Origin of the sequence: Psychrobium sp. 1_MG-2023 (genome assembly GCF_030689115.1) — a bacterium.
Classification (GTDB): Bacteria; Pseudomonadota; Gammaproteobacteria; order Enterobacterales; family Psychrobiaceae; genus Psychrobium.
This window is the reverse complement of the sequence record NZ_JAUYVJ010000008.1, coordinates 81,099-102,088: the sequence shown is the minus strand read 5'-3', so window position 1 is coordinate 102,088 and position 20,990 is coordinate 81,099. Positions and strand designations below refer to the sequence as shown.

At 41.6% G+C, this 20,990-nt stretch carries 13 protein-coding genes; 9 read left to right on the top strand and 4 right to left on the bottom strand.

The window, feature by feature from the left end:
* Positions 1 to 27 precede the first annotated feature (27 nt).
* From Q8W26_RS06125 to tldD, 9 genes are all read left to right on the top strand, one after another.
* Entirely contained in the window at positions 28 to 5,589 is a 5,562-nt protein-coding gene (locus tag Q8W26_RS06125; protein WP_101214314.1) for a DUF6701 domain-containing protein, read from the top strand.
* Positions 5,590 to 5,768: 179 nt separating this feature from the next.
* Positions 5,769 to 6,812, top strand: a complete 1,044-nt coding sequence (locus Q8W26_RS06120; protein WP_101214313.1) for a rod shape-determining protein — start codon at positions 5,769 to 5,771, stop codon at positions 6,810 to 6,812.
* A gap of 39 nt (positions 6,813 to 6,851) precedes the next feature.
* Positions 6,852 to 7,727 carry a rod shape-determining protein MreC gene (gene mreC, locus Q8W26_RS06115; RefSeq protein ID WP_101214312.1) on the top strand — a complete coding sequence of 292 codons (876 nt, stop codon included), beginning with the start codon at positions 6,852 to 6,854 and terminating at the stop codon, positions 7,725 to 7,727.
* Positions 7,727 to 8,215, top strand: a complete 489-nt coding sequence (mreD, locus tag Q8W26_RS06110) for a rod shape-determining protein MreD (RefSeq protein WP_101214311.1) — start codon at positions 7,727 to 7,729, stop codon at positions 8,213 to 8,215. Before mreC ends, mreD begins: the two co-directional genes overlap by 1 nt.
* A gap of 12 nt (positions 8,216 to 8,227) precedes the next feature.
* Positions 8,228 to 8,833, top strand: a complete 606-nt coding sequence (locus tag Q8W26_RS06105; RefSeq protein ID WP_101214448.1) for a nucleoside triphosphate pyrophosphatase — start codon at positions 8,228 to 8,230, stop codon at positions 8,831 to 8,833.
* Between the two features lie 39 nt (positions 8,834 to 8,872).
* Positions 8,873 to 10,333, top strand: a complete 1,461-nt coding sequence (gene rng, locus Q8W26_RS06100) for a ribonuclease G (protein WP_101214447.1) — start codon at positions 8,873 to 8,875, stop codon at positions 10,331 to 10,333.
* Complete coding sequence (locus tag Q8W26_RS06095; protein WP_153071492.1) at positions 10,333 to 14,244, top strand: YhdP family protein; 3,912 nt, start codon at positions 10,333 to 10,335, stop codon at positions 14,242 to 14,244. The genes rng and Q8W26_RS06095 overlap by 1 nt, the downstream gene beginning before the upstream one ends.
* A complete protein-coding gene (locus Q8W26_RS06090) occupies positions 14,201 to 15,085 on the top strand; it encodes a carbon-nitrogen hydrolase family protein (RefSeq protein ID WP_101214309.1) in 885 nt (294 codons plus the stop codon). Before Q8W26_RS06095 ends, Q8W26_RS06090 begins: the two co-directional genes overlap by 44 nt.
* Positions 15,086 to 15,131: 46 nt before the next feature.
* Positions 15,132 to 16,577 carry a metalloprotease TldD gene (gene tldD, locus Q8W26_RS06085; protein WP_101214308.1) on the top strand — a complete coding sequence of 482 codons (1,446 nt, stop codon included), beginning with the start codon at positions 15,132 to 15,134 and terminating at the stop codon, positions 16,575 to 16,577.
* A gap of 45 nt (positions 16,578 to 16,622) precedes the next feature.
* Here tldD and Q8W26_RS06080 read toward each other — a convergent pair whose 3' ends face one another.
* The 4 genes from Q8W26_RS06080 to yjgA form a co-directional block, all read right to left on the bottom strand.
* Positions 16,623 to 17,081: a hypothetical protein gene (locus tag Q8W26_RS06080; RefSeq protein WP_101214307.1), complete on the bottom strand. Its 459-nt coding sequence runs from the start codon at positions 17,079 to 17,081 to the stop codon at positions 16,623 to 16,625.
* A 129-nt stretch (positions 17,082 to 17,210) separates the two neighbouring features.
* On the bottom strand, positions 17,211 to 19,745 hold the full coding sequence (locus Q8W26_RS06075) for a zinc-dependent metalloprotease (RefSeq protein ID WP_101214306.1): 2,535 nt from the start codon (positions 19,743 to 19,745) through the stop codon (positions 17,211 to 17,213).
* Positions 19,746 to 19,919: 174 nt separating this feature from the next.
* Positions 19,920 to 20,339: a secondary thiamine-phosphate synthase enzyme YjbQ gene (locus Q8W26_RS06070; protein ID WP_101214305.1), complete on the bottom strand. Its 420-nt coding sequence runs from the start codon at positions 20,337 to 20,339 to the stop codon at positions 19,920 to 19,922.
* A gap of 3 nt (positions 20,340 to 20,342) precedes the next feature.
* Positions 20,343 to 20,873, bottom strand: a complete 531-nt coding sequence (gene yjgA, locus Q8W26_RS06065) for a ribosome biogenesis factor YjgA (protein ID WP_101214304.1) — start codon at positions 20,871 to 20,873, stop codon at positions 20,343 to 20,345.
* Between the last annotated feature and the right edge of the window lie 117 nt (positions 20,874 to 20,990).

The window sequence follows — 20,990 nt, the reverse complement described above, 5'->3', positions numbered from 1 at the left end:
GCTAAGTAACAATATTCAAGGCTTTTTATGATAAAACTTAGTACCTATTTATTTTTAATTTTGATGTCCTTACTTCTATCGTTACCGGCTAAAGCTGTAACAAACGGATTAAAAGCAGAATATTGGAAGCGAAACAACGGGAACTATTCTCTATTTCCAAATAGAGCAGCAGATCTTGAACGAGTAGATGCAAAGGTAGACTTTAACTGGGCTGAGGGCGGACCTGCTAATTTATTAAGGAATAATGGTCAGGTAGTAACAAATAACTTTATTGTACGTTGGAGTGGTTTTGTTACGCCTAGTGTGTCGGGTGGTTATACGTTTAGAACAACAAGTGATGACGGCGTTAGGTTATGGGTAAATAATAATAGAGTTATCAATAACTGGACAAACCATGCAGCAAGAGATGATTTTAGTATCAATTCACCAATAACACTTGAGGCGGGTGTTAGCTATCCTATTGTTATGGAATACTATGAACGCACAGGTAACGCTGTTTCTCAACTAGCTTGGAAGCGTGGCTCAGGCAATTATAGCATTGTTGCCACTGAATACTTATCCCTCACCCCCCAAATTATTAATGAGTCAATAACCTTAAAATCAAAATGGCATTTTGATGAGGCTGCTTGGGGGGGGGGGGATTCGGTGATTGATACTATCGGTAGTAATCATGGTCAGTCATATAATGGTGTATCGCCTGCCTTTGCTAATCCTGTTAACAATGGGAATCCGGGGACCTGTGGTTATGGTTCATTTGATGGTGCAAATGACTTTATTGAAGTGGATAACACTATTGGTGACAGCTTTACTCTGGCTGCTTGGATCCGCCCAACGTCTGATTTTAATAGCACTGCTCTTCCTTATCTTGGTTCTCCAATTTTTTGGGCAGACTCTGCTTTAAGTTACAATGATTTTACCTTTTCAGGTGTTTTTATTAATGGTGGGAATCGGTTAGCGTTTATGACTGGGTCTGACACTGGGGATAAAATTATTACTAGCTTGCAAACTATTCCCTTAAACGTTTGGAGCCATGTGGCTATATCTAGGAGTAAGTTAACTGGACAAGTGTCTTTGTTCATTAATGGAGTCAAAGACAGCAGCTTAGTCATTGATAATAAAAACTCGTTAAATGCTAATAATAAAGTTTTGATTGGTGGTAATAAAATCAACAATAATTACTTTAAAGGAGAAATTGACGAAGTTAGGTTTTTTACTGGGGTGGCTACTGAGGCTGAAGTTGGTAGTGTGATGACCGAAATTCAACCTTGTTTATTACCTGAGGTATTACCACAGCCGTTGCTCGATATGCGCTTTGATGAAGAGTCGTGGAGTGGTCCTAATTCAGTGATTGATAGCAGTGGTAACAATTATCACGGTACACCTTTTGACACGCTTCCTGTTGCCAGCCCTTTTTGTCGTGCTGCTAATTTAACTGCAGGTGATATTGATGACTATATTTCAATTAACCATAACGCGGTTAATGGCTTAAAGGATTTCACTTTCATGGTGTGGGGGAAAACGACAATAAGGCATGACTTAACAATCTTATCTGTTGCCAAACAAGCAACAGGCTCAGAAAGTACTGGGTTAGCAGCAAATCAAGCGGTGTTTTTTCTTGATTATGATAGTGATGGCGAACATCAATTTTGGCCGACAATAAAAAATGCGAGTTTTCAATCATCGACACGACTTGATGAGGAGCTTGATGTTGCAGATGAACAATGGCACCAATTAGTGTGGACCAGGGATGAATCTGAAAAGAAAAGTTGCTTTTACCTCGATGGGCAATTGCAGGGTTGTGTCGATGATATTAATGGCGGAGAAATTAAAGCGTCACTTGGTGGTTTATTATTAGGGCAAGAAGCAGATACTCTAGGTGGTAGTTTTGATAAAAATCAAAGTTGGGTTGGCTTACTTGATGAGTTATTAATTTTTGATTATGTTTTGGAACAACCTACTATTGACCTTATCCGTATTAACACCCTTGAAGGAAAAACATGGGACGGTGAACCACGAAGTTGTGTGATATCACCGGTAGTCGATTTACGTTTTGATGAGCAACTTGAGGGCGGGAATGGCATCGTTGAGGATGCGACTGTGAATGGTTTTGATGCCAATGTGGTTAATGCGCCATCGGTTGAAGGCGTTTCTGGTCAGTGTTATGCAAGTGATTTAACAGCTAACGGCACTTCCGATTATATTGAATTGAATCATCAGGCACTTGATCGTACATCCGACTTTACTATTTCATGGTGGGGGAAAACGCAGAGTGATGTGGACGTTGCTCAAACATTTATTTCAGGCAGTGACTCAGGCAGTCAGCACAATGAAGTCCTTGCTTTTTTTAGTCAGCCCAACTATTTCGATCCGCATATAAAGAACATTTATAAACGACTTTGGGTTCCTAGCAACCCTCGTGATGGTCAATGGCATCACTATACATGGCGTAGGCGAGAGGGAGAGCATTGTTTATTTATTGATGGTGTTCTTGTGAGGTGTGACACTTTAACTAATTCTCCACTGTTATCGGTTGCAGACGGCGGGTTATTTATCGGTCAAGAAATAGATGATTATAAAGATGGTGATTCTAACCCTTTTGATTTTGTGGCAAGCCAAGACTGGGAAGGGTATGTTGATGAGCTAGTTATTTTTCGCGGCGCTTTGTCAGCTTCTCAAATAGAAAAAATTTATCGTCATAACAAAGAAGGTAACAACTGGGATGGCACGGAGAAGTCTTGTGCAAGTAAAGTATTAGAGCCAGTATTAGATATGCGTTTTGATCAAGCCGCATGGTTTGATCAGAGCTCAGTGATTGATAGTAGTGCCTATGGAAATCACGGTACAGCCCATGATGTATTTTCGGCGGTGGGCTATAAAGATAAATGTTATGCTGCTGATCTTAATGGTAACAATCACATTGAAATAGCCAATTCACCAGAGTTAGAGCTAGGGAAAAACAATGCTGATTACACTGTAAATTTTTGGGTGAAGCCAAGTTCTATAAACGGAACTGGAAAGTTCACCATCTTTTCGAAAGAGCGAAATAGTAGCTACTACCTTACGCCATCCATAATGTTAGAGAGACATAATAATGATAGCTTGAGGGTCTATAACCAAGTCTCTACTGCGGCAAACCATTTAGAACACTTTTATAGTACGCTCGACAGCTTAGTGCTTAATGATCAATGGTATCACTTGAGTATTGTAAAACAAGGCCACAATTTAGTCGTTTATGTGAATGGGGTTAAAGATAGTCCTTCACCTGAACATGTTTTGGAAGGTGATACTGAACATAGTGATATGGCAATATACCTAGGAGAAAATAGTTCGCACACTGGATTAAAGGGATTAGCAGGTTTATTAGATGAGCTTGTAGTATTTGATTTTGCCCTGTCGCAAGAGCAGATTCAAAAGATATATACTAACACGTTTGCGGGTAACAACTGGGATGGTAGTGCTAAAAGTTGTAGTGCGGCACTGGATCACTATCGCTTTGAGTTTGCTGCTCAAGGTTTAACTTGCCAAGCGAGTGATGTAACTCTCAAAGCCTGTGTTGACGCGAGCTGTAGCACGTTATTACCTTCTCAGGCATTAGACGTTACACTCGAACCTATCACTGGCTGGCGTGATGGTAAAGATATAAATTTCACCTCTTCAAAGCATCTTAAGCTGGCTAGAAATGCTCCCGGTATTGCCACTCTAGGACTGAGCGCTAAGTCCTTAGATGCCCCTGTGAAGTGCTACGCTGACAGCGCATTAAACCCAACCAGTTGTCAGATAAACTTTGTTGATACTGGTTTCGTGTTTGATCATATAAATACACAGATATCGGCAAAACCGTCGAATGAAGAATTTAATGCGCAGAACTTATCTGTCCAAGCGTTAACAAAAGGAGCTACGCCTGAAGCAGCTTGTGTCGGTGTGTTCGCTGAAAATCAGCAGGTGGAACTCGACTTTAAATACAATTGCGTGATTGAAGGGGGCGGTAACCCATCTTGTCCAGCAGCAAGTTCTGTCACCTTATCTGGTAATGATGGTTTAACCGTTGCGACGCAACATTTATCGACCTCGTATAATCAATTAAAATTAGAGTTTGATGCTGACTCGCGAGCCTACTTTAATATGCAATATCCCGACGCAGCAAAATTATCGCTTGCAGTGAAGAAAGTGCTCCCACTAGCTGACGGTTTGACCAAAACTTTAGAGACAACTTCAAATAGTTATGTGGTAAAACCATTTGGTTTGGAGGTCGTATTAAATGACCTTACTGATAGTTTTGCCAATGATCATAATGGCACGAAATACAAAAACGCAGGAGAGAGTTTCGGTGTAACAGTTACGCCGATTGGCTGGGTTGCAGGACAAGACACGAATGTTGATGGGCAGGCGGATATTGGTGTTAATGTAGCGAGTAACCCTAGTGTAGGTAACTTCAACATTGATCAGTTGGCATTGAGTCATCGGTTGCTTAAGCCTTCGGGTGCCAATGCTAACCTTGGCCGTTTAATAGCCACGCCTGCTGTGCCTGCGTTTTCTAGCTCTACGGCGACATCAAATCTAATTTTTGATGAAGTTGGAATTATTGGTCTGGATGTTCAGTTACAAGATCGTGATTATTTAGGGCAAGGAAATATCACTGGCCACCTTGAGAATATCGGACGATTCGTTCCGAGTCATTTTGAGATTACTGCAACAGACGGGCGCTTTACTTCACAGTGTTTTAGCTATAGTTATACTGGTGCACAGACCACAACGGGGGATGGCATTCTAACTTATGATAGCAGTGAGTCTCCTCATGTTATTGTTGCCGCTAAAAATACAGCAGGAAATCTAACGCAAAATTACAGAGGCGATTTCAATAAACTGACTACAGCTTCCTTTGACGTTGCTGTGCCGAGTCAAGACCGTACACAGCTTGGTGCAGATGGTGCCAATGAAGTGACTATTTCAGGTAATATTGCCACAGGAACGTTGAGTGAGTTAACGCTTAGTGGTGTGCCACAGTTTGGACAACACAAATATCAACTCTCAACGAATGACCATTTCACTTATGATAAAAACGCAAACGCAAAGGTCGCGCCATTTTCCGGCACTCTTGATTTAACGTTTACTCAGCTTATTGATAGTGATGGGGTAACAATTAATGGCACATTACCGACGTTATCGCCTGTCGTGCCAGAAATTCGCTTCGGGCGAGTCATGTTACGTAATGCCTTTGGGCCTGAAGATGCTGATATCTCGGTGCCTGTTGAGTATCAATACTGGGATGGCGATAAATTTGTAATCAATACCGATCATGATTGCGGGAGTTATCGTGAATCGGACTTTGATTTAACACCCAACAGTTTGGGTGACTTAGATGAGAGTTCATTTAGTAATACCTTGATTGGTATCATGGATGGGAAAACTAGTCTGACACTGCCTGCGAGTAATCAAGAAGGAGAAGTCAGTATTGAGTTTAATGTGCCAAGCTGGCTCCGATATAACTGGCAGGGCGGTAGCGCCTATGATAGAAACCCTCAGGCATTAATTACATTTGGTCGTTATCGAGGTAATGATAGGGTCATTTACTGGCGAGAAGTTCAATAAGTTAAGGCTGATATTAGTGTAAAAACTTCATTTTTTATGTCTTACATATTGTTTTTTACTAAAACTCGAATTTTTGTAACATTAATTGTAAAAACAGTGAGTAGATTGCTTGTTTAAACTTTGTGTGATTGGTACAGTTGTCGGGTTTTCTCATTCTCAAATTAAATCAGGCATGATCGATGTTTAAAAAGCTACGTGGGCTATTCTCAAATGATCTTTCAATAGATCTTGGTACTGCAAATACCCTTATTTACGTACGTGACCAAGGTATCGTATTAGATGAACCTTCGGTTGTGGCAATTCAAGAAGATCGTGGTAACGGAACACGCCGTGTTGCTGCGGTAGGTACAGACGCTAAACGTATGTTAGGTCGTACGCCAGGAAATATTAAAGCGATTCGCCCAATGAAAGATGGCGTTATTGCAGACTTCCATGTTACCGAAAAAATGCTGCAATATTTTATCAAGCAAGTACACAACAATAATGTATTGCGTCCAAGCCCTCGCGTATTAGTATGTGTGCCTTGTGGTTCTACCCAAGTCGAGCGTCGTGCAATTAAAGAGTCTGCTGAAGGCGCAGGTGCGCGCGATGTGTATTTAATTGACGAGCCTATGGCCGCAGCAATTGGTGCTGGTATGCCAGTATCAGAAGCTACAGGTTCAATGGTGATCGATATTGGTGGTGGTACAACCGAAGTTGCGATCATTTCATTAAATGGTGTTGTTTACTCAAGCTCAGTTCGTATCGGTGGTGATAAGTTTGACGATGCAATCATTAACTATGTACGCCGAAATTTTGGTAGCTTAATTGGTGAGGCGACTGCTGAACGTATTAAGCACGAGATTGGTTCTGCTTACCCTGGTGATGAGCTACGTGAAATTGAGGTTCGTGGTCGTAATTTAGCTGAGGGTGTACCTCGTAGCTTTAGTCTTAACAGCAATGAAATCCTTGAAGCGTTACAAGAGCCATTAACTGGGATTGTCAGTGCGGTCATGACAGCGCTTGAGCAATCACCTCCAGAACTAGCCTCTGATATTTCAGAGCGCGGGATGGTGTTAACCGGTGGTGGCGCATTATTACGCGATCTCGATCGTTTAATTATGGAAGAAACAGGTATTCCAGTCGTTGTTGCTGATGATCCATTAACCTGTGTTGCTCGTGGTGGCGGTAAGGCACTCGAAATGATTGATATGCATGGCGGTGACCTTTTTACTTATGAGTAAAAGCGTTACCCCAAGTGAATCTTGGCTTGGGGAGTTATCATGAAGACGATCTTTTCACGGCGCTTCCCAACCAGTATTAGATTACTTATCTTTATTATCATTTCTTCAGTACTTATCTTGAGTACTGAGCGAATGACCCCTTATCGTGTCTACTTAACGACATTGCTTAGCCCTCTTCAGTACCTTGCGAATGCTCCTATTGAAGCCCTTGATGTTGTTTCTTCTAATGTTAAATCACGCAGCACGCTAATTGCGGAAAATGAACAATTACGACGTCATGAATTACTAGTGGCGGATCGACTACTTAAATTAAAGCATTTAGAGCAAGAAAATAAGCGCTTACGAGCATTGTTAGGTTCGCCAGTACAACCTACACAACGCAAACTCATCGCTCGGGTGCAAGCAGTTGATACCGATCCATTTCGCCTTCATGTCATGATTAATAAAGGGTCTGTGGATGGTGTTTTTATTGGCCAGCCAGTGGTTGATGAAGATGGTGTGGTTGGTCAGGTGGTAGAAGTTAGCCAGTTTAATAGCCGTATCTTACTGATTGCGGATAATAGCCATGCTATCCCATTACGAAACCAGCGCAATGATGTACGCTTAATTGGCGAAGGGACGGGTGATTTACACCAGTTAGAGTTGCAGTTTGTTACTAAAAGTACTGATATAAAAATTGGTGACTTGCTAGTAACGTCGGGCCTTGGAGGGGTATTTCCTGAAGGTTATCCGGTTGCTCGAGTGTCCGGTATTGCTAATCGTGGTAGTGAGATTTACTCAACAATTCAAGTTGAGCCTATTGCACAGTTAGATCGTGTCCGTTATTTATTATTACTATGGCCAAACCAACCAACCGTTGAAGTTAGCAATGCAAGTGATGATGCTTCCGCTAGTCATACGATAAAGGAGCAGTAATGCGCTCTGGTTCAATGGGGTCATTGGTAGTTATTTGGTCTAGTGTCTTTTGTGCTGCTTTTTTACAAGTCATGCCTTTGCCACCATTTCTAGATGACTTCAGACCTAACTGGTTGCTATTAATTAGCTTTTATTGGTGCGTGGCACTGCCTCACCGATTTAATATTGGTAGTGCATGGCTAGCTGGACTAGTCTTAGATTTACTGTGGGGCGCTAACCTAGGGGTCAATGCTTTATCATTTGTTTTGGTCTGCGCAACGTTGACTCATAATTTTCAACGCGTTAGAAGCTTCTCTGTATGGCAACAGGCAATAATTATGGCGTTATTGTCATTGGTGTATCAATTCGTCAACTATCTCCTAACTTCTTGGTTTGTTGGGGCCGTTTCTCATGGTGGTTATTATTTATCGGTAATAACTTCATTGATTGTGTGGCCATGGATCTTTTTTATGTTGCGTAAAACGCGACGCCATTGGTCTGTAACTTAAGTGGAAAAAAAATTGAATAATGTACCGCACCTTTACCTAGCATCTAAATCTCCGAGACGGCGAGAATTACTTGGGCAGCTTGGCATTGAATTTGAGTTAATTGATAGTGAAGTTGATGAGACGCCCCAGCAAAATGAACAGGCCTTAGATTATGTTCGTCGTTTAGCGATTGAAAAAGCCCAAGCGGGTTTTCAACAGCTAGTTCAGCATAATGAACCATGTCCAGACAGTGCTGGAGTTTTAGGTGCCGATACCATTGTTGTTATCGATCAAGAAATCTTAGGTAAGCCTAAAAATCAGGCAGATGCAGTGAGAATGCTGTTATTATTATCTAATAGAACCCATCAAGTGATGACTGCAATTGCTATTGCCAAGGATGAACGATTGATCAGTGAGGTTGTCATAACTGACGTCTCTTTCAGGGAAATCAGTATTCAAGAAGCAAATGATTATTGGCTAACGGGTGAACCCGCTGATAAAGCTGGTGGCTATGGCATTCAGGGCATCGCAGGTCAGTTCATCGAGAATATTAATGGCAGCTATTTCGCCGTGGTTGGACTGCCTTTGATGGAAACACAGCGATTGGTTAATCGTGCTTTGGTTGCGAATCAAAGATAACAGTATAAGAGAGTAAACATGACTAATGTTACAAAGAATATTGCTGCTGAGTTATTGATCAATGTGACCCCGAGTGAAACACGGGTTGCGCTGGTGGAAGACGGAACGTTACAAGAAGTACACATTGAACGTTTAGATAAAAAAGGCATTGTTGGTAATATTTATAAAGGAAAAATTAGTCGGGTTTTACCTGGAATGCAGGCCGCATTTGTTGATATTGGCTTAGATAAAGCCGCGTTTTTACACGCATCTGATATTGTCGTTCGCCGTGAGGGCGAAGAAGAGACTAATCAAAAGGTGCCAGATATTACGACTTTAGCTAAACAAGGGCAGTTTCTGACTGTTCAAGTGATTAAAGATCCTATCAGCACAAAAGGGGCACGTTTAACCACCGATATTACTTTACCTTCTCGATACCTAGTCTTTATGCCAGGAGCAAAACACGTTGGAGTATCACAGCGAATTGAGAATGCAAAAGACCGTAATCGATTAAAAAATGTTGTCTCTAAATACACGCATGATCAAGGTAGCTATATTATTCGCACCGCTGCTGAAGGGATTGGTGAGCATGAACTTGAACAAGATGCTGCATTTTTAAAACGTCTGTGGGCAAAAATCATTGAACGACGTCAGCGTTCTAAAACAAGTGCATTATTGTATGAAGACTTGAGTCTATCATTACGCTTGTTACGTGATTTTGTTGGAACAAACCTTGAACGTATTCGTGTTGACTCTAAATTAACCTTTGAGCTACTCAATGAATTTACTCAAGAGTTTGTTCCTGAACTTTATGATAAGTTGGAATATTACCCTGGCGAGCGCCCAATTTTTGATTGCTATCAAGTCGAGAATGAAATACGTCGTGCATTAGAGCGTAAGGTTGAATTAAAGTCTGGCGGTTATTTAATCATCGATCAAACTGAAGCGATGACGACGATCGACATTAATACTGGGGCCTTTGTTGGTCATCGTAACCTAGAAGATACGATTTTTAGTACAAATTTAGAAGCGACTAAAGCTATCGCAAGACAGTTACGCCTACGTAATTTAGGCGGAATTATCATTATTGATTTTATTGATATGGAACAAGAAGAACATCGACGTCGTGTTCTAAGTAGCTTGGAAGCAGCGTTAGAAAAAGATCGTGTTCGCACTAACGTTAGCAAGTTTTCCAGCCTTGGCCTAGTTGAAATGACTCGCAAGCGAACTCGCGAAAGCTTGGAACATGTTTTATGTAAAGAGTGTCCAAGTTGTAAGGGGCGAGGTTCGCTGAAAACGACTGAAAGTATTTGTTATGAAATCTTCAGAGAGATTATCAGGGTTGATCGCGCTCATGCCGCCGATCGTTTTGTAGTTTATGCGTCAGAGCAAGTGTGCGACTCGTTACTTAATGAGGAAACACATCATCTGGCTGACTTAGAATTATTTATTGATAAAGAAGTGAAGATTCAGCCTGAACCTCAATATGGTCATGAGAAATATGACGTGGTGATGATGTAGTGAGTAAACTTTCTCGAATAGCGCAACACTGTATGGCTAAGCTGTGGATGCTTGGCCTTGCAGTTCTTGTACTTACGGCATTAGCAGTAAGTGCTATTCGTGGCTCATTACCTTATTTAAATCAATATCAACCTCAGATTTCAGCTTACCTTGAGCAGCACCATCAAATACACCTCGATATTGGTCAAGTCTCAGGACACTGGAAAGGTGGTGGCCCCAAACTTGTTTTAGAAGATGTTGGGTTCAATAATAAAGAACAATTAGGTTTTAACTTACAAGTAAAACAATTGACGCTTCACTTTGATTTAGTCGCCTCAATACGAGCTTTTTCACCACGATTTAGTGTCATTGAATTAGATAAACCACATTTATTATTAGGTACATTCCCACCCACAAATGAGCCTGAAGAGGGCGAAGAGGTTTTCGATCCCTTCCCTTTATTGATAGATCTTGTTCAAGAGTTAGCCATTTCTGAGGCGACGATCGCATTTGATTCAAGCTATGGTGTTTTACCGCCAATAGAGTTTGCTAAATTAACTTGGTTGAGTGTTGATGAGCAGCGTCAGTTACAGTTGTCGATGACGAGTGCATCAGGGCATAATGAAGTTGTAAATGCTATTGTTGACCTTCGAGGTAAAACACAAGAGCAACTCTACGGTAGGGTGTACATTAAAGCTAATCAATGGCAATGGTTAGATGATTTAAAAGTATTATTGCCCCAGTTAGATCATCAAGCACAAGCGCAAGCTAGCTTTGAGTTATGGGCAGACTTTTCTGCGAGCCAACTCGATTCTATGATATTACGACTAGGTGATAACGAGCTAGCTTGGTCTAGTAATGAGCTACCACAACGATTGAGTTTAGGCCAAGATCAAGTTCAATGGTTATCATACCGAGATGGTTGGATACTTGAGGCTGAAGCTCTCGAACTTACCTTAAACGGGCAAGCATTAAATCCTGTTGATTTATATTTAAATCAGCAACGAGGGTTAGTCAGTGGTCAACTGAGCCAAATTGATATTAGCCTGTTTGATAACCTCGTCGGATTACTCTCTGCAAGTGAGCTAGCACAGCAGCAACTAGCGATGGAGCTATCACCACAAGGAAAGATTACCGAGTTCAAATTCCAGCAGCAGAACAGTCAATGGTATTATCAAGGTCAAATAGCCAATTATTCGCAACAACTAGCCAAAGGTATTCCGCAAGTTAATGGGTTATATGGTCAATTTTCTGGTGTTGGATTAGAAGGGAAAGCGGACTTATCAATTAACGATAGTGCACTAAACTTCGGTGACGTTTTTAGTCAACCAATGTCTGTGAAAGATTTTAACACGACGCTATTTTGGGGCGGGGATACTGAACGTTTCTGGTTTGGTTCGGATCGACTAACATTCAATAATAATCATCTTACTTTAGAATCAGCATGGCAAGTGACCTTAGCCCCACAGAGTGGGCCAGTGTTATCCCTTTATGGGGAAGCGAGTGTACATAACTTAACATCGGTTCAGTATTATTTACCTCAACAGTTACTTGGAGAAGGGCTAACGTCTTATCTTGAAGAAGGCATTCAACGCGGTAAGGCAAAAGAAGTTAGCTTATTGTGGCAAGGTGAGCTGGGGCATTTCCCCTACCAGCATCATCGTGGAACCTTTGAAGTATTAGCCAAAGTTGAACAAGCCCAATTTCAATTCGCACCTGATTGGTCACCGGTCAGTCGGGCTAAACTTGATCTTCATTTTAAGAATGAAGCGATGCTGATTACAGGTCATAGCGGGCGTGTTAATAACCTTGCGTTTGACAAAGTAACGGTGGCCATCGATGACTTATTAAATGCTGCCTCAGTTAACGTCGGCGTTAATGTTAATCAGGGGCAATCTCGAATCAAAAAATTTGTCGCCCAATCTCCAATTGATGAAGTATTAAGTCCCGTGCTGTCGCACCTTGATGTGAGTGGTCGCATTCACACTAGGGTTGACATAGATGTTCCATTTGACGGCGGAGATCCTAGTGTTACGGGGCATGTGAAGCTTCGAAATAACAATCTAAATATCAAAGCTATGGACCTTGATGTACATAGACTTCGCGGTACTGTTGAGTTTAACGGTGGCGAAGTCGTTGCCAATACCATTACGGGGCAATTATTTGAGCAGCCTGTAAAACTTGACATAAAAACTAAGCCGCTTGGTAATGATTACGGTATTGCAATTGATTTGGCGGCTAAGTGGCACAGCGAAAAAGTCCCAGAACAATGGCGTCAGTATCTAGATAAATATATCGCAGGTGAACTTGATTGGCTTGGGCGCGTGACACTTAAGGTGACTGAGGGGGATGTACATTATCAGGCTAACTTTAAATCTCCAATGACAGGGTTAGAACTCAAGTTACCGAAACCCTTAGATAAGTATGTCTCGCAACAAGAGGACTTGTTAGTATCAACGACAGGTACCTTAAGCGGTGGCCAATTTAACATGGCTTTAGGTTCTCGTGCCGAGGTATTAGCGCAGTTTGAAATTGGTGAAAATGGCTTTGTATTACCTGATGTTAGTTTGCTCGTTGGCCGTGGTTTTCAAGTGAAAGATACCTTAAGGGAACAGGGGTTATCGATCAAAGTTGATCTAGATACCTTAGCTCTTGATGAATGGCTAACCTTCATTAGCAATATTGAGCAGGGCCAAAGCGATGGGGGGATTATTCCGCCCCTGCATCACATTTCAGCTCAAGTAAAAGAGCTTCAAGTGTTTGGGCAAACATTAGAGTCGGTTACTTTGTCTGGGGTGAAGGAGCTCGAACACTGGGCAATTGATGTAGTTAGTGAGCAAGCACAAGGTCAAATTAAACTATACGATGACTTTAAGCAGCGAGGTATTGAAGTTGATTTTGAGCGCCTAGCGCTTGCGGATTCGCAAGATAAGGAATCTAAGCAAGCTACGGTTGCATCTTTGCAAGCGCTACCGCCTCTGTTATTTAAATGTAAACAATGTAGTTTCACTGATTCAAATTTAGGGCAAGTGAGTTTTCGCACTCAACCTCACCCACAAGGGGTAGAAGTAAAAGACTTTCTGGTTAATGCCCAGCGAACGACACTCAAAGCAGATGCGATCTGGGGCTTTGATGAACAAGGTGAGTTTACTCGCGTCACAGGCTCGCTGGCTAGTGATAACCTTGAAGCCACATTAGGTATTTTTAATTATTCTTCGAGTATTAAAGACAGTGATGCCGTGGCCGATATTGATGTGACTTGGCGAGGGAATTTATATAGCCCGGATATCGCTTCACTTAATGGGGATTTCAAATGGCGCTTTGGCGAAGGCCATATTGCTGAGGTGAGTGATAAAGGGGCACGAATCTTCTCGTTGTTTAGTTTAGATTCGCTACGCCGTAAGTTGTTACTAGATTTTAGAGACGTTTTTGTCGAGGGAATTTTCTTTAATTATTTCGAAGGTAGCTTTCAGATTGAAGATGGCGTGGCTGTGACTAGAAACGCCTATATGGATGCCATTGCTGGTGATGTTGATGTTATTGGTTCGATAAATTTAGTGACGACTGATCTTGATTATTATATTACGTTTTCACCACGCCTTATTTCTAACATACCTGTTATTGCAGGGGTTGTAACCAGTACACCTCAAGTCTTTATTTTAGCTTTTGCACTCACTAAAGTATTGGAACCTATTGTCGACGTTGTATCTCAAGTTAATTTTAAGCTATCGGGTACGGTTGCTACACCAGAATTTATTGAAGTTAATCGTCAGCAAAAGAAATACCGTGTTCCTGAGCATATATTACCTAAACCCGCTGCCGCTGAAGAAGCGGAGCCGCCGCAAGGAGCACATAATCAACTTGCTCCTAGTCTAAAGGAAAAGTTAGATGTCAAACTCACAGGCGAGCTTGTTGGAAATACCCGACAATGATCAAGCGCTACTAGTTGCCATTCAGTTGACCTCTGGTGTCAAGGTTGATGAAAACCTTGCAATTATTGAGCAACAGTTTGAGGCGCTACGTAAGCAATACCCTGAAAAGGACATAGTTGTTGTTCTTCCCGAGTGCTGTTTAATGTTTGCTAAGCGTGATTCGGATGTGAAAGCAATCGCCGAAGAAGCAGGCATTGGACCAATGCAGCAAGCTCTTTGTCAATTGGCAGAAAAATTTAAGGTCTATTTGGTTGCTGGAACCATCGCGATTAAAGCGCCTGATGGTCGTCATTTTGCAGCGAGTTTATTGATTTCTCCTCAAGGGAAGATATTAGCTCAATATAATAAAATTCATTTGTTTGATGTTGATGTTGCCGATGGCTTTGGTAGCTATCGTGAGTCTGACAATACACATCCTGGTCGAGATATCTGTGTTGTTGAAACGCCAATTGGACGAATTGGCCTAGCAGTATGCTATGATCTACGCTTTAGTGCCTTATTCAAGGCAATGGCCGAGCAGCAGGCTGATATTATTGTATTACCCAGTGCATTTACCAAGCCGACAGGCCAAGCGCATTGGGAGTTACTAGTACGAGCTAGGGCCGTTGAAAATCAGTGTTTTATGATTGCTGCTAACCAAAGTGGTCTGCACCAAAATGGCCGTGAAACATGGGGACACTCGATGATTGTGAGCCCTTGGGGGGAGGTTTGTGATGAACTCGCCTCTGGCGTTGGCTTCATAGCGGCTCCTTTGAATCCCCAATTAATTCAAGAATGTCGTGCAAAGATGCCGATGGCACAGCAACAGCGATTTTCTAAAAGTGTATTAAGCGCTAAATAAGACTAATATTTTTATTAGCGATAACTATTTAACTATTGAGAAACCTATGAGCTTTGAAAAAGTCAGTGAGTCATTATTAGCCCCAACAGGGTTATCTACAGACCATTTACATCAATATCTAACTACTATTCATCAACATAAGATTGATTTCGCTGATTTATATTTCCAAGCATCTCATCATGAATCTTGGGTGCTAGAAGATGGCATCATCAAAGAGGGTAGCTTTAACATTGAGCGAGGTGTTGGTGTACGTGCAATCTCAGGTGAAAAGACTGGATTCGCTTATGCAGATGAAATTAATGATAAATCAATTTCGCAAAGTGTGCTCGCTGCCCGAGGTATTGCTCAAGCGGGTTATGATGGTAAAGTGAATGCTTGGCAACGTACAGAAAATATCGCCACCTATCAGGAGATTAACCCTCTATCATTGATGAGTGAGGTAGAAAAACTCGATATTTTACGTTCGATAGATCAACATGCTCGTGCTCAAGATCCTAAGGTTAGTCAAGTTGTAGCTAGTATTTCAGGTGTTTATGAAGAGATATTAGTTGCAGCAACAGACGGTACATTAGCAACGGATATTAGGCCGCTGGTTCGTTTAAACTGTAGTGTCATCGTTGAAGATAATGGTAAACGTGAAAGAGGATCGGCCGGGGGCGGTGGTCGTAGTGACTATAGCTTCTTTTTACAATCAGTTAATGGCAAAAAACGTCTAGAAACTTACGCTGAAGAAGCTGTTCGTCAGGCATTGGTTAATCTTTCTGCAATCGATGCTCCTGCGGGGATGATGCCCGTTGTTCTAGGTAATGGTTGGCCTGCAGTTTTATTACATGAAGCTGTCGGACATGGTTTAGAGGGCGACTTTAACCGTAAAGGTTCATCTGCGTTTAGCGGTAAAATTGGCCAGCAAGTGGCTTCACCTCTTTGTACCGTCATTGATGATGGAACAATGAGTGATCGCCGTGGCTCATTAAGCATTGATGATGAAGGTGTACCTGGTCAGCGAAATGTTCTGATTGAAGAAGGTATTCTAAAGGGCTACATGTTCGATAAGCATAATGCACGACTTATGGACACTGTTAGTACAGGTAACGGACGCCGTGAGTCTTATGCCTCTTTACCATTGCCACGAATGACCAATACTTTTATGTTAGCAGGGCAGAGTGATCCAAAAGATATTATCGCGAGTGTTGAAGACGGTATTTATGCCCCTAACTTTGGTGGCGGCCAGGTTGATATCACTTCTGGTAAATTTGTATTCTCAGCATCTGAGGCTTACATCATCAAAAATGGTGAAATTGGTGCAGCAATTAAGGGCGCTACACTTATTGGTAGTGGCTCTGAAGCGATGCAGCAAATCTCAATGTTAGGTAACGATCTTGAGTTAGATCCTGGCGTTGGAGTGTGTGGTAAAGATGGTCAAAGTGTTCCTGTAGGTGTTGGTCAACCAACATTAAAGCTGGATAAAATTACTGTGGGTGGCACTGAGTAACCAAGAACTTCGTATGGCCTTAAGCTTATTAAGTTTAGGGCTATATTATGCACCTTTCCCTTCAAGCTTAAGTTTAAGCGCAGTAAGCTCCATTAACTGGGAATGCATGGTTGCAAGTTGGTCCTGTAACAGCTTTAGTTGTTCTAATGAGGCTTCATCATCTTGACCTATCAATTGTTTTATTTTTTCTTCGACCTCTTCTATTTGCTGTTTGAGTTCCTCAATTAATTTATCAACGACACTTGCTTGTGGATCCACCTCTTCGGTTTTTTCTTGCTGTTCAGTTCTCTTGTCATATAGCGCTTTACCGTAATCAGAGCTTTTCTCTTGTTGCAGCTTCTCTTGTCCCTCTGCTGATATGGAAATCTTCTCAGCCGAATTGGAGGCAGTCTGATTATTCGCAGGTTGCGGGATTGACCACTTGCTTTGTTTATCGGTTGTTGAGTATGAGGAGTGTTGATTGGCGAAGCTTATATTGGCCCCGATTGAATTATTAACGCTCATGCCTTTTTATCCTTAATAAGGGAGTTATATAACTTATCGGCAGTTTGAACTTTAACTGAAGCTTAAAATAAAAAGCGCAGCTTCGAGGAAGCTGCGCTTTGATTGCAATGAGACTAAAAAAATAAAAGCTTAAACTTTAGTGACTTTAGTGATCATTTGGCTAATGTACGCATGATGTGCCTTCGTTGTTGCACCTTTAGTGAAACCCATCCCTGACACTTCATCTAAGATGTTGTTTAACTGGCCTAGAGCAGCTGCTTTAGCTAAGTTGTCGTAAGATGAAGAACGAGCTAAGCCACTGATAGCAATTAGTCGCTTAACATATTCAACTTGTAAATTTTGGCTCTGAGAGCTTTCTTTACTGTCGTCAAAAATTGCATCGGTTAGGTCACTCAACACGTTTGTAAGCGTGTAAGTGTTACCGTAAAGTGATGTATCAGAAACACGTTTTAATACACGAGGGTGTAATAATTGTGTTAATACTGACTTCTGCATGTTCAGTACCATGTCGTGAGCTCGTGGATCTTCGTTACGACCCATGTGGTTAAAACCACGACGTTGGTGTTGCATGTAGTTAAATAATGGATGCATCGCACTTAATGCGTCAGCAGCAAATACATTTTCAGCTAATGCTTGCATTGCTTCTTGTTGGATCGAAGCTGGCACTGGTGTGTATGGCTTAGTATCGCTATCTTTTGATACGAAATCACGCTCGATATAGACACCACCAATTTGGCGAGAAATAACTTCTGCTTGCTTCTTGTATTGACCGTAAAGCGAATTAGCAGTAATTAATAGCGGTTGGTGTGACCCACCTTCTTTTAATGTTTTTTGCTTTAATTCACCAAAGATATGATTGATTAGCCCCATACGATCTGTTGCGTAAGCGACAGGGTTTGATGACATATCACCAATCATAATACGAGGGTCAATGTGTCGGCCAGGGGCACGCATATCATCAGCATCATTACCAAAGGCATGACCTTTTTCATTTGAGCGGCTTAAGATAGCATCAAGGCGTTGCTTCTCATCATCTGCATTATCTAGGGCTGTTGAATAGCCATATTCAATGGCCCAGATGTCGTATGGCCCCGGTGCTGTTTGGAAGTAATCACCTTGCGCTACACCAATAGGCGCAACGTTCACTGGCGTGTAATCCATTACTGAACCGGTTAAAGCACCTTTTGTTAGCGCCTTATTATGAATGTCTTTCTCGTCCCATAAGATAGATGCTTTCATGTTATGGTTTAAACCTAGCGTATGACCAACTTCATGTAAAATCAGCATACGTAGACCTTCATCTAGTAACGCTTTCTTTTCAATCTCATTGCTATTAGCCATTGCGTGACCAAGCATTAAACCCTGCTGTAGTTCATGACCTGCACTACAGTTTAACGTTGTATTGCTTAGCGCTTCATTTTGATGGCTTAAGCTGCTTGCACCTTGAGAGTATAGGTTGTCAAAGATCCAGCGATTTTTCATGAAGACGAACTCTAACATGATGTCTGAACCAATCATTTCACCCGTTAGCGGATTAGCGAGTGATGGGCCATAGCCACCAAAGCGAGGGCGTGGTGATGCAGTCCAGCGTAATACGTTGTAGTTAATATCACCGGCGTCCCACGTTGCATCGTCTGGCTGAGTTTTAACTTGGATAGCGTTTTTAAAGCCTGCTTTTTCAAAGGCAATGTTCCAGCTTAGTGTCGCTTCTTCGATAGTTTTACGCCACTCATGTGGAGTGGTGTTTTCAATCCACCAAACGATAGGTTCAACTGGTTCTGACAGCTCTGCAGTAGGGTCTTTTTTAACTAAGTTCCAACGTTTGATAACATCTTGATACGGTGCCCATTTACTTGATGTCATTTCATCGTATTGATGAGTGAAGTACCCAATGCGAGCATCATCATAGCGTGGTTTGAAGCCTGTATTAGGTAGTTCAACAAATGAATGTTGTACTTTTACAGAAGTACTACGAGGGTCTGAAACAGCGCCTGAACCTCGAACAGAAGGGTTCGGGTTGTTAAATACATAATCAACAACAACATCAACGTTATTGTCATAAGCACGTTTATTTAGGATACGTGACTTTTTGCTGTTTAATTTGCCCACTTTAAAGCGCTTTTTAGCAAACTTATCGTTTGGGTTATTCCACGGAGAAACTTTGTGTAACGCTTCACTTAAGAATAATTTATCAACGTTAACGGCAATTTGGCCGTTTTCTTCTTTCTTAATTTTTAATGAAGCAAGCACTGCTTCACTGATATTAGCTTCGCTAGCACGGCTAATTGGGTTGCTCTCATCAAATTTATAACGTGGAGTTTTTGTGATGATGTCGATGCGGTTAAAGTAACGGCGTAATTCAATGATTTTATTTTCACGATAACCACCACGGAAGTGGCCTGCATCTGATAAACCGTCAACAGTGTGAGCAAAGTATAGGAATGGTGTGTCTAGCTGTTTTTCTTCAATAAGCATTAGTGTTTCACCAGTTTTTTTATCTTGATAAAAATCAAATAAACCAGTGGTTGCAGTTTTATCTTTGATCAGAGATGCGATCGTTTCTTCTTTTTTTTCTTTTTTCGACTTTTTGTCTTCTGTGGCAAATGCTGTATTACTTGCAGAGAATGCAAGCAATAGCGCCAATGAAACACTCGTGAATTTCATGAATAATTCCTTTAAGGCTAAATAATTAACCATCTATTTTATAATTGATTTGTATGGTGTGTAGCAATCTCGCTTAGTTAGACTAAAGGAGAGATTGGCTCAGTTTACGCAAAGTTGAAGTAAGACTAAACAACAAAACGTAACAATATGTAACAGTGAGTGACAATAGTTTACTCACTCACCGTTTAAGGTTAATACCAGTGTACGATTAGTAGCATAATTGCGATGCTCGCAGAGATATAGCCCTTGCCACAGGCCAAGTTGAAGTTGACCATTGGCGATTGGGATGCTTTGGCTAGCACCTAAGGTGCTTGCTTTAATATGCGCTGGCATATCGTCACTACCTTCATCCATATGTTGGTAGTAAGGGGCGTTTTCAGGAACACTACGGTTGAAGTGTTGCTCTAAATCATGTCGAACACTAGGATCTGCATTTTCATTAATGGTTAATGAAGCTGAAGTGTGTTGAATAAAAACATGAAGCACGCCAACCTTAAGCTGACGTATTTCAGGAAGGGCGTTGCTCACCTCATCAGTAATGAGGTGAAACCCTCGCGGCTTTGCTGCAATTGATAGTTGACGCGATAGCCACATGATTTAATCTTGTTCGTTAAATGACTTAATATATTTAAATAGCTCCTTGAAGCTTTTAGCAGGTTTTTCTGCTTTCACTTCTTTGGCGGCTTGGCGTGTCAGTTGACGTAACTTCTGACGATCGGCGCTTGGGTGCTGCTCTAAAAACTCATTTACAGCGCTGTCACCTTGCTTGATGATTCTATCACGTAGCTTTTCAAGCTTAACCGATTCTAAATCCGCACGTTTATCGCGATGCTTAAACTGTTCGATAGCCGTTCTGATCCCATCAACATCGCTATTGCGTAATACCTTGGCGACCAATTGCATTTGACGGCGAAAGCCTTCTTTGGTGTGGCGAATACGGTTGGCTAGCGTTACAGCAGCCTGTAGTTCATCACTCATAGGCAGGCTGGCTCGCTGACTATCTGATAATGCCATAATCGTCCGACCTAGACTGTGATAATCTTCTGCTTGACGTTTTAATTCACTACGGCTCACCCAATCGTCTAAATCTGAACCGACTTCAATGGTTGCTTTTTTCGCTTTGCTCATTGATTTTCTCAACTATAGTAATTACTGACGACATTGTAGCATTTTTTTTCTTAGAACAGATCGCTTGATGCTCAAGCATGCTAAGATATTGACATATATTATAGATAGGAATTGCCT

What these genes read in the sequence shown, in the direction of transcription:
- Q8W26_RS06125 (WP_101214314.1), top strand. Translation starts at nt 28, where the DNA reads ATGATAAAACTTAGTACCTATTTATTTTTAATTTTGATGTCCTTACTT.
- Q8W26_RS06120 (WP_101214313.1), top strand. Translation starts at nt 5,769, where the DNA reads ATGTTTAAAAAGCTACGTGGGCTATTCTCAAATGATCTTTCAATAGAT.
- mreC (WP_101214312.1), top strand. Translation starts at nt 6,852, where the DNA reads ATGAAGACGATCTTTTCACGGCGCTTCCCAACCAGTATTAGATTACTT.
- mreD (WP_101214311.1), top strand. Translation starts at nt 7,727, where the DNA reads ATGCGCTCTGGTTCAATGGGGTCATTGGTAGTTATTTGGTCTAGTGTC.
- Q8W26_RS06090 (WP_101214309.1), top strand. Translation starts at nt 14,201, where the DNA reads ATGTCAAACTCACAGGCGAGCTTGTTGGAAATACCCGACAATGATCAA.
- tldD (WP_101214308.1), top strand. Translation starts at nt 15,132, where the DNA reads ATGAGCTTTGAAAAAGTCAGTGAGTCATTATTAGCCCCAACAGGGTTA.
- Q8W26_RS06080 (WP_101214307.1), bottom strand. Translation starts at nt 17,081, where the DNA reads ATGAGCGTTAATAATTCAATCGGGGCCAATATAAGCTTCGCCAATCAA.
- Q8W26_RS06075 (WP_101214306.1), bottom strand. Translation starts at nt 19,745, where the DNA reads ATGAAATTCACGAGTGTTTCATTGGCGCTATTGCTTGCATTCTCTGCA.
- Q8W26_RS06070 (WP_101214305.1), bottom strand. Translation starts at nt 20,339, where the DNA reads ATGTGGCTATCGCGTCAACTATCAATTGCAGCAAAGCCGCGAGGGTTT.
- yjgA (WP_101214304.1), bottom strand. Translation starts at nt 20,873, where the DNA reads ATGAGCAAAGCGAAAAAAGCAACCATTGAAGTCGGTTCAGATTTAGAC.